Annotated in this window: 11 protein-coding genes; all 11 read right to left on the bottom strand. The window is 41.1% G+C overall.

The genetic code is table 11. The features are described from left to right. Positions 1-121 precede the first annotated feature (121 nt). The gene (locus LIQ05_RS13195) at positions 122-1,678 is read right to left on the bottom strand and encodes a DUF5605 domain-containing protein (protein WP_226821328.1); all 1,557 of its coding nucleotides are present in this window, start codon (positions 1,676-1,678) and stop codon (positions 122-124) included. A gap of 383 nt (positions 1,679-2,061) precedes the next feature. Further along, complete coding sequence (locus LIQ05_RS13190; RefSeq protein ID WP_226821326.1) at positions 2,062-3,357, bottom strand: ABC transporter substrate-binding protein; 1,296 nt, start codon at positions 3,355-3,357, stop codon at positions 2,062-2,064. A 99-nt stretch (positions 3,358-3,456) separates the two neighbouring features. Continuing rightward, positions 3,457-4,818, bottom strand: a complete 1,362-nt coding sequence (locus tag LIQ05_RS13185) for an ADP-ribosylglycohydrolase family protein (RefSeq protein WP_226821324.1) — start codon at positions 4,816-4,818, stop codon at positions 3,457-3,459. A 102-nt stretch (positions 4,819-4,920) separates the two neighbouring features. Next, the gene (locus LIQ05_RS13180; protein ID WP_226821320.1) at positions 4,921-5,922 is read right to left on the bottom strand and encodes a LacI family DNA-binding transcriptional regulator; all 1,002 of its coding nucleotides are present in this window, start codon (positions 5,920-5,922) and stop codon (positions 4,921-4,923) included. Between the two features lie 262 nt (positions 5,923-6,184). After that, complete coding sequence (locus LIQ05_RS19915) at positions 6,185-7,918, bottom strand: glycoside hydrolase family 43 protein (protein WP_226821318.1); 1,734 nt, start codon at positions 7,916-7,918, stop codon at positions 6,185-6,187. A 208-nt stretch (positions 7,919-8,126) separates the two neighbouring features. Beyond that, the gene (locus LIQ05_RS13170; protein ID WP_226821316.1) at positions 8,127-9,428 is read right to left on the bottom strand and encodes an MGH1-like glycoside hydrolase domain-containing protein; all 1,302 of its coding nucleotides are present in this window, start codon (positions 9,426-9,428) and stop codon (positions 8,127-8,129) included. A gap of 4 nt (positions 9,429-9,432) precedes the next feature. Further along, positions 9,433-10,260, bottom strand: coding sequence for a carbohydrate ABC transporter permease (locus LIQ05_RS13165; protein ID WP_195392112.1), 828 nt, complete (start codon positions 10,258-10,260; stop codon positions 9,433-9,435). 14 nt (positions 10,261-10,274) lie between these two features. Beyond that, positions 10,275-11,153 (bottom strand): carbohydrate ABC transporter permease, encoded by an 879-nt coding sequence (locus tag LIQ05_RS13160; protein ID WP_226821314.1) that lies wholly within the window; start codon positions 11,151-11,153, stop codon positions 10,275-10,277. Between the two features lie 122 nt (positions 11,154-11,275). Next, on the bottom strand, positions 11,276-12,580 hold the full coding sequence (locus LIQ05_RS13155) for an ABC transporter substrate-binding protein (protein ID WP_226821312.1): 1,305 nt from the start codon (positions 12,578-12,580) through the stop codon (positions 11,276-11,278). A 293-nt stretch (positions 12,581-12,873) separates the two neighbouring features. Beyond that, positions 12,874-13,947: a response regulator gene (locus tag LIQ05_RS13150; RefSeq protein ID WP_226821310.1), complete on the bottom strand. Its 1,074-nt coding sequence runs from the start codon at positions 13,945-13,947 to the stop codon at positions 12,874-12,876. A gap of 34 nt (positions 13,948-13,981) precedes the next feature. Further along, positions 13,982-15,715 (bottom strand): sensor histidine kinase, encoded by a 1,734-nt coding sequence (locus LIQ05_RS13145; protein WP_226821308.1) that lies wholly within the window; start codon positions 15,713-15,715, stop codon positions 13,982-13,984. Between the last annotated feature and the right edge of the window lie 30 nt (positions 15,716-15,745).

Raw genomic sequence — 15,745 nt, 5'->3', positions numbered from 1 at the left:
TCTGTTTATTTCTCATAAATTCTAATATGAATCATAACAAATTCAGAAAAACGATTCAAGAATTTTATGCTCAAAAAGCCCAGCTGCATACACAACTGAGCTTTTTGTATGAATATGGTTATTATTTCACTACCCGCAGGCGCACTGCCATATACTCTTTTCCCGGCAGCTTCACTCGGAACTTTCCTTTATGAATTCCACCATCTGTAATGGTCATTTCCCAGGTATCGATAATTTCCACCTGATACTCTGTAGTATCATCAAAGTAGAAATCCCGGAAGCCCGGTCGCATAAAAGAATAATAGTAAATAAAATAATCTTTCCTTGCCGGGAAACCGGCAGCACGGCAGGCAACCTCATCCCATTTGCAGGGCATAGGTTCCACGCCAAGTCCCGGTGTTTCTTCCATGATTTTTGCAAGAAATCTGATACGCTCCGGTGAGGTTCCATGAAGAACGCCGCCATGAGACCACCAGAGAATACGATCCGGACTGAGATAGGTTTCACCGTGTCCCGGGTATCCACCACGGCAGAATGCCTCCCAGAATCTTCTTGTCATTTCCTCACCGCTGATATTTCCCCAGCCAAACTGGATGTTGCCCTCATAGCAGATTTCGTCCAGAATTACAGGCTTATGATATTTCTCGCGCCACTCATTTACCAGTTCGGAAGAACGATAGGTCTCCGTTCTCTGGATACTGCAGTGAGTTACCCAGGGCAGGTTATAATCATAGTACGCCTTGCAGTTATGGATGGATCTGAGATGATGGTAAGGATCCTTTTTGCAGATAATGCTGGCATATCTTTCCCAGTCAGAAAGAGTCTTCTCATGCATCAGATCATACTCATTAGCCAGGGACCACCACACATTCCGATATGCGGAAAAACGTGCCAGCACATACTTCCAGTAGCGGTCATCATCCTCTGCTTTCATCATGGAAAAGCCCCATCTGTCATATGGGTGCATAACAATCAGATCTGCCTCGATTCCCAGATTCATAAGTGCCTGAATACACTTTTCAATATGCTGGAAATGGGCCGGATTGAATCTGGTAAAGTCCCAGTCATTGCCAGGTGCACAGCCATTGTATTCTGCGAAATTATTCTCATTTAACACAGAGCTGTCGCAGGGTGTTCCCTCATAAGGATAGGTAATTGGCTCATGAAGATTGTAGTCATAGTGCTTGGGGAAAATACAGAAACGGATCTTGTTAAAAGCATTTTCTTCCAGAGTTTTCAGCGTCTGTTTCTGTAATTCTTCGTTCTGCAGATTCCATACATAACAGGTAGTTCCAATGCAGTGATAGGGTGTTCCGTCCTCATAGGCAAGATAATAGGTACCTGCAACACGAACCGGACCATGGTTGTCCGCAGAAGGAGAAGTTACAGTGAAACTGCCGGTCAGTATATTTCTGACAGCACATTTTTCTGCTGTCCCCTCCTTAATATCAAAGGAAGCCTCGATTTCAAGGGTATACTCGTCCACAAAAGACGGCATAAATCTTACTTTATAAACACCATCTCCATCATAAAAACCATCTACAGTTTTCTTCTCATTTTTACAGCAAAAAGTACCTTTGATCCACTGGTCACAGAAAGGATTTCCCTCCTTTGGACCATTTACTGTTACTTCTAAAACATCCCATTTTTCTATTGTTTTTGCATAGTCTAAACCCATAATCCAATACTCCTTTTACTAAAAATTCTCCTTTTCCATAAGCAAAAAAGCCCATGTTTTCTGATACCATAATAAGCCAGGAAACATGGGTTTTGCAATGCAACTTTATTAAGAAAATGTAGGAATTTATTAGCCTTGTTACTGTTCACTCTATTCACAGTAACACGCTTCGCGATGCATATAGAAATCATGCAAAGCATGATTTCTCGCCGCAATTCTCGGGTTTTCTGTGAACTTTGTTCACAAAAAACACCTCGCGGAATGTTACCAATGAGCAGTAACTTAACCTTTAACATCCTTCTGTTTTTTCAATACGAGAATCAAAGATTCTGCACTTCAGCATTTTCATTTGAAATTCAAAGTTTATATTTCTAAAACGTTATTTACTGCATTTCATATACATCCTGAATGGATTGCATATATTCTTCGCCTGTCATTTCACCGTTCAGCAGAGGCTGTACATTTTCTTGTGCAGTCTTGGAGATTTCGCTGGGCATTTTTGCTTCCCACCATGCAAATCCCTCTGTAGCTTTATCAATCTCGTCAAGAACAAGTTTGGTATAACTGTCCATATCCTCTGCTGCAACATCGTATGTATAACCTTTAACCGATCCTTGCTCTTCCATTGCAAGGTTTCCAATGTTTTCCATAAAATATTTTAGAAACCAGCCCGTAGCCTCATCATATTTATCATTGTCAAGAGCAAGAATATTTCCACAGTTCATAGAATAGGAAGTAGAAGAACTGATTGACTCATCTACAATTGGAATATTGAAGAATCCGATTCCGTCCTCGCCAGCTAAGTTCTGAGAATCATCTGTCAGGTTCTGAGTAAACCAGGTACCGTTGTAAAAAATAGCAGCTTTTCCACTCATTAACATAGAACCAGCTGTGTTCATATCAACTGTTGTGATGCCTTCTCCAAAATATCCTTTTTTTGCCCAATCTGCAATCTTATTAGCTGCAGCAATCAATTTCGCATCTGTGTAAGCAACTTCGCCATCAGCTGCTTTTGTCATAATATCATTTCCGGCTGTCCTTACCGCATAAGCATTAATCAGCCGTGTTGCTCCCCATTTGTCAGCGCCCCCTGCTGTAAGAGGCTGAATGCCAACATCAGAAAGTTTCTGCAGAACCACCTCAAACTCATTCCATGTTGTAGGCACCTCACATCCTGCTTGCTCGAACAGAGCTTTGTTGTACCAGAACCCTTCCACATTCATTCCAAAAGGGAGATCATAAAGATCATCTGTTCCGGATAATCCTTTCAGTAAATCAACAGCACCACTGTTTAAGCAACCAACAGTTCCAAGTTCATCAATAGCCTTAGAAATATTTTTCACTTTGCCGGAATCAATCAGTACACTAAGCGGAGCACCAGACTCATAAGTAAATATATCTGGAAGGTCATTGGATGCTGCCAGTGTAGCAATCTTCTGTTGTAGGTTGTCCGGAGCAACCATCTCATACTCCCATGTAAAATTTGGGTTTACATTCTTCTGGTAATCTTCACAGATTTTGGTTAACAGGTCATCCTCCTCTGCCCAATTTGTAAGAATCTTAATATTTTTCTTAAGCTGCGGATCTTCTCCTGAGTAGTCTGCTGCGAATGTAGAAACTGCAAACATGGTGCTTGCCGTTAATGTTGCCATTAAAATAGTTAATACTGTTTTTTTCATTATTATAATCCACCTTTCTGCAAAAGGCACCAATGGGTCATGAAACATGTTGGCTGACTTTCGCTTTATATTATATTTTGGTAAAGAATAACGTTTAGGTCACTCTTTCTCCCCCCAATATTCTGCTACAAATTTCTTTGCAAGAACCTCAAACCTATCGCAAACCTCTTCTATATCCAGATATTCTGGAAGTTTTTTTAAATAAATATGCATTCTTCCATTAAATGGACGCGTCCAGTTTTCTGGAATATTATCAATTCCAATTACTGCTCCGGCAATACTTCCTGCAGTTGCGCCTGTACAGTCATTATCGCCACTCATAGCAATTGTTTCACCAATGATTTTAGTAAAATCTCTTCCTCCTATATCCAACCCCATTACAACATGAATAGCATTTGTTAATGCACTTCCGTTAAACATTCCAGCATATCTTTTCCATGTTTTGTCCGCTGCTTCCTGATAATTTTGGGATTTATTATCAAGCGCCCAGCGAATACCTTCTGCAAACAAGCAATTTTCCGGAATTTCTGTCAGACCAATTTTCACAGCTTCCATTGGATCATCTACTACAAATGCAGCAGAAATTGTAGCAGCCATAAACATTGCACCATATACACCATTTCTCCTATGATTGATGGAACAGTCTTTATACGCCAGATAAGCAGCTTTTTCTGGCCAGCCGGGACATACATACCCATAAGAATCCGCTCTTGTCCATCCTGCAATATTCTGGAGATTGGGGTTTCCATTAATACCCGCTTCAGAAACATTCATACCCTTCTTTAAATTCAGCATCATAATGCGTTCACCCCAATAGCATCCCCAGCTTCCATTCTCTCCTTTTATTGGAAGGTACTTCTGCCAGATTTGTGCCATATCTTCATGGGTAAAATCCATTCCATATTCTTCCATCAGTAGAAGTCCCAGAAGAGTATAAATAGTATCATCATCTGGAGGCACTGCATCCATATGGTTCTTCGTAAGATCTATATTTTTTCCTGTAATATAATGTGCATTCATAGGATCCTTGATCTTACTCCAATAATCGGTAAGAGGAAACGAATCTCCATTATATTCAGCCCACGCTTTCATGGTTTCAATTGGATTGAATTCCAGTGCTGCTCCTAATGTACAACCTGCCATTCTGCCATAAAATGCACCACGCAACCTTGTTTTATAATCTTTCGGAAGATTATCTGTCATTCTTCGTGGTCCATCTGGCCTTAATTTTCTTATTTCTTCAATATCATCAGGTTCATCAGGATCTTTTTGCTGCAAAACAAGTTCCTGAAATTGGCTAATAAGCTTTGTAAGTTCATTTTCAAATTCATTAAAAATCTTTTTTCCACTGTCAGCACAGCCAAATTCAGCTGTCAGTCTCAGGTATCTTGCAATCTCGTCTACTTTTTCCCATAGCTCATCCTGAGAACATGGAACGTATTTCACATTTTCAATTTTCATTCTTATCCTCCTATAAAATTTTATTTTATATTTCCGTGTGCGCACACGTAATTATCTATAATTTAAACAGATATAAAAATATCTGTTTAAACTACACATATACTAAAGGCTTTCGCCATCTACAATTTCATACTCTAACAAACATTCCTGATTATCTATTTTCTGTTCCATATTCTGGAACAGCATATCTATCGCTATTTTCCCCATACGCAAAACTGAATATTTTATGGTCGTGATTCTTGGATGTATATATTTCAACTGATCCACATCATCATATCCCATAATTCCAACCTGTTCAGGGACATGAATTCCTTTATTTTGCAGATACGCCATAGCATCAATTGCATAAGAATCGCACAGACAAAGCAGCGCAGTCTTACTAGAAAAATCATTTTGTTTAATAAATTTTTCCAATTTTTCTTCCAAGCTACCTTTCGTTAAAATAGAAACCTCATCCAGCAGGTCTGCACCCTTCATTCCATCCAGATAGCCCTCTGTTCTTTGTCTTAATGTATAGGTATTCAATCCTTGTTTTTCCTGCGCTCCCATATCAGGTGTAAGATATGTAATTCTTTTATATCCCTTACTGACAATATGCATTACTGCATCTGTCATAGCTTTCCTATCATTTACACCAACAAATGGAAATCTGTTATCCAACTTGTTGTAAATTGTAACTATCGGTATTTTCAAATCATACAAGGCCTGAATGTATTCCTTGCTTAATCCAATCGGGAATAATATAATTCCATCAACCTGTCTCTCACTTAAGTATTGCAATCCTTCTTTTTCTAATTTAAACTCTCTATGAGTTAATATCAAATATATAAAATATCCCTTTTCTTTGGCATGTCGCTCTATCGTATCGATCAATTCCGGAAAAAAATTATTATACAGATCAAAACATACCATACCAATTGTCATTGTCCTGCCTGTAGCTAAACTCTGTCCCATATAATTAGGATGATAATTCAGCTCTTCAGCAGCTTTCAAAATACGATTTTTCGTTTTTTCACTAATCCCAGACCGATTGTTCAAAGCTCTGTCCACGGTCCCTACAGAAACCCTACAATGTTCTGCAATATCTTTAATTGTAACTCCCATCCCATCACCGTGTGCGTTAACGTTTTTTTGTTATTCATAGTATATAGTATTTTTTCAAAAAAATCTATTGTTATTATTTCTAAAATTACTTTCTAAAATTTGTACAAAATATAATTATTATATTGACAATCAATCAAAAATATAATTTTAGTCTATATACATTTCAAAATACAATCAATACAAATATTTATATTTCACCTTTTACCCAAAAGGCATCTATCATATTAAACATGAAAATCTTTCCTAAAAAGAAACCACCTTTTTACTTCTTTATAATCTCAAAATAATCAAAATCCGCATACCGTTTCAGCCCGGTCATATCGTGACAGTACATTCCGAAGTGAGCACCGGTGAATCCATCGCTTTGCTCGTCGGTGAGAATGTTAGTGGGGACTTCAGCCAGTTCCTGATAGTCTTTTCCATCCAGGGAGCAGAAGAATTTTGCGTAAAGTCCTTCCTGGGTGGTGATTACGCGCAGGTATACGGGGCCTTCTTCCGGGATGGAGATTGCCGGAATCACATCTTCTACATCAAAGTGATCGCTCTTTACCAGGCGCAGCTTTGCAGGCTTTTTCAAATCAAGTGTCTGGGAGCCAAACTCTTCCTCTCTGCTCTTTACCAGAAGGTAGAAATTGCCAGTGTCATACATATAGGCAAGTCCTGCCATTTGTTCTCTGCAGGTCGGAGTAAACTCCACACAGGTTTCCACCTGAACATAGCGGTCCTGCTGCCGCCGCGCCACCAGACTTACGTTATAGCAGGAATTCAGGGATTCCTGACCGTAGAGGCGGAGATAGCCAGGACGTTCTGTCAGGCTGGTGTAGCTGTCATAGGGCTGGCGCAGGGAAGTATAGCGCACATCTAAAAGCGCAGAGGTCTTCTTCACTGGCATACTTAACTTTTTATCACATTCTTCGTCCACAGCATTCTTCTCATTCAGATACTCTTTTGTTTTCGAAAGAATTTCAGCAATGTCCGCATTCTTTGCAGTTTCATTATTTCCAGCACTGTCTGCAATTTCTAAATCAAAGTCTTCTTTTCCATAATCCTTCCCCTCTTCCTCCTGGAAAAGACACTCCGGGATTCCAGTTGGCTCCTCTGTCTCCCACTGTCCAAATCTTCCACCGCAGGCCAGTCTTAACCAACCCTCTTCGTTCCATACCATCTTCTGAATTGCGGTTTCACGGCCAAGCACGCACTGTCTGCTGCCCTTCGGCGGTCTGCCACAAAGATAAACCATATACCACTCCCCATTCTGAGTGCATACAATGTCTGCATGACCACAGCGCTGCAGGGCATCCCTATTCTCCTTATCGGAAGTCAGCACCGGATTCCCCGGATCCTCCTCATAAGGTCCCCAGATAGATTTTGCTCTTGCCATAGTTACCATATGCTCATATCCGGTTCCCCCTTCTGCCATCAGCAGATAATAATATTCTCCAATATGGTAAATATGTGGACCTTCTGTATAGCCTCGTCCGGTTCCCGGAAAGACATTTTTCGCCTCTCCCACCAGGCATTCCTTCTCAGGGTCATACTCCTGTACCAGAATTCCCTTAAAATTGTTGATCATATTTACAATATACATTTTTCCATCTGTATCGTGAAATACAGATGGGTCAAAGCCTGAGCTGTTCAGATAAACCGGTTCCAGCCAGCCGCCACGGATGTCCTTTGATTTTACAAGATAATTATGGGTATTAAAAAGTCCTCCTGTACGGGTTTTCACGTCCGTATAAACCAGCCAGAAGTATTCCCCATCCCAGGAAATATCCGGTGCCCATACACCACAGGAATCACCCTCGCCAACCATATTAAGCTGGCTCATTCGGTTCAGGGGCGATGGCAGCTGTTCATAATGCATCAGATCTTTAGAATGATAGATTTTCACACCCGGCCACCATTCAAAGCTTGAATTTGCAATATAATAATCTTCTCCAACTCGTATAATACTTGGATCCGGGCAAAATCCCGGAAGAATCGGGTTCTGAATCACACTATAGTCCTCCCGTCAGTATAAATATTTTCTTTTATCTGCCCCATTTCCTCAGCACCTCCCTGCAAGAGCTTATAGTTTAAGTATAACCGCTCTGCATTTTTTTGTACAGTATCTGGCAAACAAAAAGGACTGCAAAATCCCACGTATTCTGCAATCCTTTTCCTATATTTACTTACCTCACAGCAGAAAAACCTTATTCTAATGATTACTTTTCTGCCTGTTTTTCCAGCAGCTCCGGCAGGCACATTGGCTTCTTGCCTTCCAGTTCGTCTGCCATATTCAGTGCCAGTACATTCCAGTTGATGAAGCCGCCGTTCATAACCGGCTCTCCATTAAATGGGTTGTAGTATTCATGAAGGCTGCCTGTTTTCTCCAGGTCTTCTCCGAGAAGGCGCATGGTGCGCTTATACATAATTTCCGCCTCCATGCGGTATCCGTAGTTCAAAAGTCCGCGGAATACCACATAGTTTGCAACCAGCCAGATCGGGCCAAGCCAGTTGGACGGGTTATTGGTAACAGACAGGTCAAACATTTTTTCATCCTTTGAAAGCGTGGTCAGACCGAAGTCAGAACCAAAGGTATCGGGATCAAAAATATGCTTTACCATGTCTGCTGCCTGCTCCTTCGTGGCAATTCCTGCATACATAGGAATAAATCCGGACCATACACGAATTTTAATGGGCAGTGTTTTCCAGAAAACCCCAAGCCCCTGATGGAACCAGTCATATTTTCTGGTCTTAATATCCACATCAACAGAATAGAAGAAACGGTCACGTTTGTCCCAGCATTCCTGCTGGATTGCCTCAATCAATGCCTGACGTTTCTCAAGAAGCTTCTTCGCCTCTTCCTCTTTGCCGAACTTTCTATATAATTTGGCACCAGCTTCCAGCTCTACGCACATGAAGCTGTTAAGGTAAATGTTCGCAGTGGAAAATGGTGGACGGCCAAAGGTAGCCGGATCATTGTCCATACCGATCATAATATCATCCTGCCATACATACAGTCCGCTGTTTTCATGAAAATAATAGTGATTATAACAGTCAAAATACTTCGCCACGCCAGGAAGAAATTCTTTTGTCCAGGCATAATCACCGGTATAATCACTGATCAGGCACATCTGGCTGCAAAGGAAGGGCTTATGCATATTCATAATTTTGCCTTCCTTATGCCTCATATTCAGATAAGGCTCCGGCCAGTCTGCAACCTCGATCATCATGGGAATATATCCATCTTCCAACTGATGGTCAAAGAAATTGCGGATATTTCCCTGTGCGTGCTCTATAATTCTTGGCTTCACAGACGGATCCTGGTAGGAATCCGCCAGATTTAGAAAGCCATATACGGACCAGTAGGTATCCCAGTCCCATACATTTCCATCGTAAACGGAACCTGGATCAATAAACGGATAACGGATAAAGCTTCGCGGATTCTTAAGCACATCCTCCGTGTGAGACATTACAAATTCTTTTAATTCCTGTCTATACTGCTCTGTCCTTTTATCTTCCATAAAATCAACCCTTTACAGCTCCGGCTGTCATACCTTCCATCAGTTTCTTATTCAGTGCCATGTACAGAATCAGAAGTGGGAATACACTCATGGATACAGAGGCGAAGATTGCACCCCAGTTCTTGGATCCAAACTCATCAGAGAAGTACAGAAGTCCTGTCTGAACAGTCTTCAGTGCAGAATCACTGATGAATGTCATGGAAAACAGAAGGTCGTTCCATTTGAAGAAGAACTGAAGAACCAGTACGGTTACAATAGAGTTCTTCATAAGTGGTGTTACAATATGCCACATCAGTCTGTAAATACCGCAGCCATCAATAACAGCTGCCTCCATAATATCATCCGGGAAGGAACGAAGATATCCCTGAACCAGATAAATGGACAACGACAAACCGAATGCTATGTACGTAATGATCAGACATATTCTGGTATTTAACAGGTTTGATCTGCTGTAAATCTGGAACAGCGGGATCAAAGCAATTGCTACCGGAATCATGATACCGAAACGGAAATACTGTGCAACTGCATTTCTGAATTTCCATTTCATCTTTGTTACAGCAAATCCTACAGTTACTGAGAAAAATACAATAAATACAAGTGCTACTAATGTAGTGATCAAACTGTTCTTAAAGAAGGTGGACATATGTCCTCTCGTCCATGCATCAGAGTAGTTTTGAAAATAAAAGCCATCATTTAACGCATAAGCTGGCTTCTCACTCCACTCAGCCTGTTTCTTGAAGGATGCAGTAAGCATCCAGAATAACGGATAGATCTCAATTACGCAAAGAAGGAAAATTACAATTCCTCGAAAAGCTGCTTTTACTTTTTTCATAATATTTCCTCCTTTCAGTCTTTCACATCAAATCTGTTGATAACAAGAGATCCAACTACACAGATCAGGAAGATCACGATTGCGATAACGCTGGCGTAACCAACCTTATTATAAGTAAATGCAACGTCATACATATACATGGACAGTGATTTTGTTGCACTTCCAGGTCCGCCCTTTGTAAGAGCCATAGCAGACTCGAACATTTTTACAGTTCCGGAGAAGCTGAATACAAGGCTGGTAATTACCATCGGACGAAGAAGCGGAAGAAGAATGTTTTTAAATAACTGCCATCCACCGCAGCCGTCGATTCTGGCTGCTTCCAGGACATCATCAGAGATATCAAGGAGTGCTCCATAGAAAATTACGGAATAGAATCCCATGGCTACCCAGATATCCATTACGCACAATGCCCAGAGAGCTGTGCTGGACTGACCGATCCATGGCTGAACAAGGTTCGTAAAACCAAGAGAGTCAAGCAATGAGTTTAACAGACCATAGTTTGGCTGAATCTCATAGATCTTTGCAAACAGCTGACCTACTGCAACAGTAGGAAGTACTACCGGGAAGAAAACCAGAGTTCTTACGATAGTTTTGCATCTTCTCAGCCAGAATTTAAACATCAGGGAAAGTAAAAGTCCCATTCCAACCTGACCAACGGTTACTACCAATACATATTTACAGTTTACTGTCAATGCATTCAAAAAGTTCTTGTCTCTGAAAAGTCTTGCATAATTGTCAAATCCGGCAAATTCCCACTGAAGTCCCGGGCTGCCGCTGAAGAATGAATAATACAACGACCAGATAACCGGTACCATTACAATAATGGTGTAAATAATCAGTGCCGGAACTACGAAAAGGGATATCGCTTTCTTATTACCTAATACCTTGTTCATAAAATTCCTTCCTTTCTGTGTCAAAAACCATTAAAATTTCGAATTTTTTCAACAAAAACGGGAGTGTCTGCTGGCAAACACTCCCATTTGAAGTTCAAAGCTTATATTGCCAAAGCTGTTACTTACTGCATGTCATATACATCCTGGATGGACTGCATATATTCTTCGCCAGTCATTTCGCCGTTTAACAGAGGCTGTACATTTTCCTGAGCTGTCTTGGAGATTTCGCTAGGCATTTTTGCTTCCCACCATGCAAATCCTTCTGTGGATTTGTCAATCTCGTCAAGAACAAGCTTGGTGTAGTTATCCATATCATCTGCTGCAACATCATATGTGTAGCCTTTAACAGTTCCCTGATCTTCCATAGCTACGTTTCCGATGTTCTCCATGAAGTATTTCAGGAACCATCCTGTAGCTTCATCATATTTATCGTTGTCAAGTGCAAGGATGTTACCACAGTTCATAGAGTAAGAAGTAGAGGAGCTGATAGACTCATCTGCAACCGGAATGTTGAAGAATCCGATTCCGTCCTCGCCTGCCGGGTTCTGGGAAGCATCAGTCAGGTTCTGTGTAAACCAGGAACCATTGTAGAAGATAGCTGCTTTTCCACTCATCAGCATGGAACCAGCTGTGTTCATATCAACTGTTGTGATACCTTCTCCGAAATATCCTTTCTCTGCCCACTCTGCAATCTTATCAGCTGCTGCAACAAGTTTCTCATCTGTATAAGGAACTTCGCCGTCAGCTGCTTTTGTCATAATGTCGTTTCCTGCGGTTCTTACTGCGTATGCATTGATCAGACGGGTTGCACCCCATTTGTCAGATCCGCCGGTTGTAAGAGGCTGGATACCCGCATCGGAAAGTTTCTGAAGAACCTCTTCAAACTCATCCCATGTAGTAGGAACCTCGCATCCTGCCTGCTCGAACAGGGCTTTGTTGTACCAGAAGCCTTCTACATTCAGTCCAAGAGGAAGATCATAAAGATCATCTGTTCCGGATAATCCTTTCAGAAGCTCAACAGCACCGCTGTTTAAATAATCTGCTGTTCCGATCTCGTCAACAGCTTCTGTAATATTTTTAACCTTTCCGGAATCGATGAGAACGCTAAGCGGAGCACCTGCTTCGTAAGCGAACAGATCCGGAAGATCATTGGATGCTGCAAGTGTAGCAATTTTCTGCTGAAGGTTGTCAGAAGCAACCATCTCATATTCCCATGTGAAATTCGGGTTTACATTTTTCTGATAGTCTTCGCAGATTTTGTTTAACAGCATACCATTGTCATTATCTTCTGCCCAGATGGTAAGGATTTTGATGTTTTTCTCAAGCTGCGGATCCTCTCCTGAGTAATCTGCTGCAAATGTAGGAACTGCAAACATTGTGCTTGCTGTTAATGCTGCCATTAAAATAGCTAATGCTCTCTTTTTCATTATAAATTCCTCCAGAATTTTCAAAATTATTGAACTTTGTTATAATTTACTCTTGATAGCCATTTACTTTTCGGTCACGTTTAATTTGTTTCTTTGTATCCCCGGGAAATATCTTATGGTTATATAATACCATTGTTCTGTTTTTTTACCAGTGCCTAATTTTTTGGGTAATGTACAGTTTTTTTAGACTGTTTTTTATAAAAAATTCTACTTACCCAGGCATTCAATTGTGCTAAATATATAGAATGCACATATTCAGAAATCCGAATATGTGCATTTTGCAAATCCCGTTTTTATCCTTCTGCTTTCCACACATTTCCCTTGTACTCATTGGGAGTCATGCCCTCGTGTTTTTTAAAAATATCGCAGAAATATCTGTAATTATTATAGCCCACCATTTCACTGACTTCATTAACCTTATATCCATCCTGCAGCAGCTTCTTCGCCTTTTTTATGCGAAGATCCGTCAGATATTTCACATAAGATGTACCAACCTCTGTTTTAAAAAGAACACTTAAGTACGCCGTGCTCATTCCGGCTCTGTCTGCAAGCTCACTCAGACCGATATCCTGATCATAATGCTCGTCCAGATAAGTAAGAAGCTCCAGGATAACTCTGTGTTTGCTTCCGGTCTGGTCTGCTGTCAGATGCTTGCTGATATCAGACAGAACGCTTTCCCCATAGGCCTGTACTTCTTCTATGCTCTGACATTTTGCCATCTCCTGAAAAGAAACAAGTAACCCTCGTTCCACCTGCTTCTGGCTTTCGATCAGTACATCGCTGAGCACACAGAGATGCTTGTAAAATTCCCTGCGAAAATCCTGCAGCTCCGGGTAAAGTTCCTGCAGACATCTGATTGCCTGCCGGCATTCTTCCCGAAATGCTGCAGCATCACAGTCTGTAATACATTTTACACTGCTCTCAAAAATTTTTTCCAATTCCTGAAATTTCTCACGATTAGCCTGTGCCTTACGATTATCTTCATGACGAGTCTTCGCCCATTCATCTTCAATTCTGGTAAGGGCATTTTTCAGTTTATCTGCTGTAACCGGCTTATCAATATAGTCTTTTACTCCAAGAGTAAGCGCCCTCTGCGCATACACAAATTCAGAATAGCCGCTGATCACAATAAAATATGTATCCGGACATTCTTCCTTCGCTGCCTCGATCACAGACAGACCATCCAGCCCCGGAATTCGGATATCCGTAATTACTACATCCGGTTTCTCACTTCGGATCACTTCCAGTCCCTGGATTCCGTCATAAGCTGCACCCACTACCTCATAATCCAGTTTCAGACGGGAAATTAAAGCCTTAATTCCCTGCACAACTATATATTCATCATCAATTACCACTAAGCGATACATGAAAATCCTCCTTGTATCTGCATTTCTCTATCCCTTATCTTACCGGAACCACAATCGTTACCTTCGTTCCATTGCCCGGGCTGCTTTCGAATGTTACACCGTATTTTTCCCCATAATTCAACTTTATACGCTCTATTACATTGCGCACTCCATAACCATTCTCCAGTCTGGACATATCATCAATTCCCACGCCATCATCTTCAATAGTGAAAATCATATTATTCTGCTCCTGCCAGCCGCGAAGGGAAATCTTTCCCTTTCCAATCTTCGGCTCCAGGCCGTGATACATGGCGTTTTCAATAAATGGCTGAAAAATAAAGGTAATCGTTTCACGCTGAAGAATTTCCCTGCTGATATCCACGAACAGTTCAAAACGATTATTATAGCGCATATTCTGAAGCTTCATATAGCCCTGCATCCATTTCACAGAATCCGCAACTTTAATATATTTGCTTCCATTATTCAGCGCCAGCTTAAAGTTATCAGAAAGTGCTTCTACCATTTCTGCCATCTGGTCATCCCCATGCATAATCGCAACAAAGTACAGAGAATCCAGTGTATTATAAAGAAAATGGGGATTGATCTGGGACTGAAGCAAAAGCAGCTCTGCTTCCCGTTCATTCAGCTTCACCGCCATAAGGTGCTCGGAAAGCTCCAGGTTCGTATTGACCATTTCCTTGAATTTCCGTCCGATCCGGCCAACTTCACTGTAGTCAAACTCTTCTGTAATGTGACGCTCTCCCTCGCCAACCTGTGCAATGGTATTTTCCAGCTGCTTCAGGGGATGGCTAATGGTTCTGGAAATGATTCGTGCCATGAGAAAACCCACTATAAGAACACAGCCGGCTACCAGAAACGAGGTCAGACGGATATTTTTGCTCTCTTCACTGATCTCATTTTTCTCCACTACGTTTACAATATGCCAGCCTGTAGTAGAATTGGTGACAGAAGAAAACAGATACAGATGATTCTCTCCCGGATTCGAATAGGATTGCATAATTGCATTCTCCTTTTCCTCATTTCCCGCAAAATAAACCAGCTGATCATCCTCATCTACAACCATAAAGTTACTGGAATCAAAGCTTTCATTGCCCATGACAAAGGATTTTCCCAGCAGCTTCTGGCTCAGTCCGACCACCATATAGCCCATTCCCTGTCCATCAGAGGGATTGATCATATATTTCGCATAAGAAAATCCTTTCTTTGTTCCTGCTTTTAAAATACTGTCACGGAAAAAAATTTCCTTTCCCTGCGCAGCCTTTGCCTGTTTCACCCAGCTTTCTTCCAGAATATCCTTATCACTATAATAATTATAGAAATCATAAGTACCCTGGTTCACATTGTTCAGCTGATACACATGGCCATAAAGATCCGTAAATACTATATAATTCACCCACACCTGCTGACTTGCCATTTCATTTGCAATCACACGAAGTTTCTCACGGTCTGTGGATGCAAACTTGCTTCCTCCGTATTCGTTGCCTTTTTCCAGAATCTGCTGAAGAGCTTCATCATTCAGAAAATTTCGGCCTACGTCTACAATGTTCTTCAGATTCATATCCATAACGCGGCTGGAATTCTTCAGCGTAGACTGATAAGATGCCCTGTAATTCTGTTCAATAGCATCAATAGAGGTTTTGTATACAATATTCATCAAAACGCCCACACCCAAAAGGGTGATAAGAAACATGGATAAAAAAATCTGATTCTGAATACTCAGCCGTCTCCACGCTTTCTGTATTCCTGAAGGTTCCTTTTTCTTTTCCATATTCTCATCACCCTTTCGCATTCTGCATTA

Source organism: Blautia glucerasea (assembly GCF_020537505.1).
GTDB lineage: Bacteria > Bacillota > Clostridia > Lachnospirales > Lachnospiraceae > Blautia_A.
This window is presented reverse-complemented; position numbering and strand designations above follow the sequence as displayed.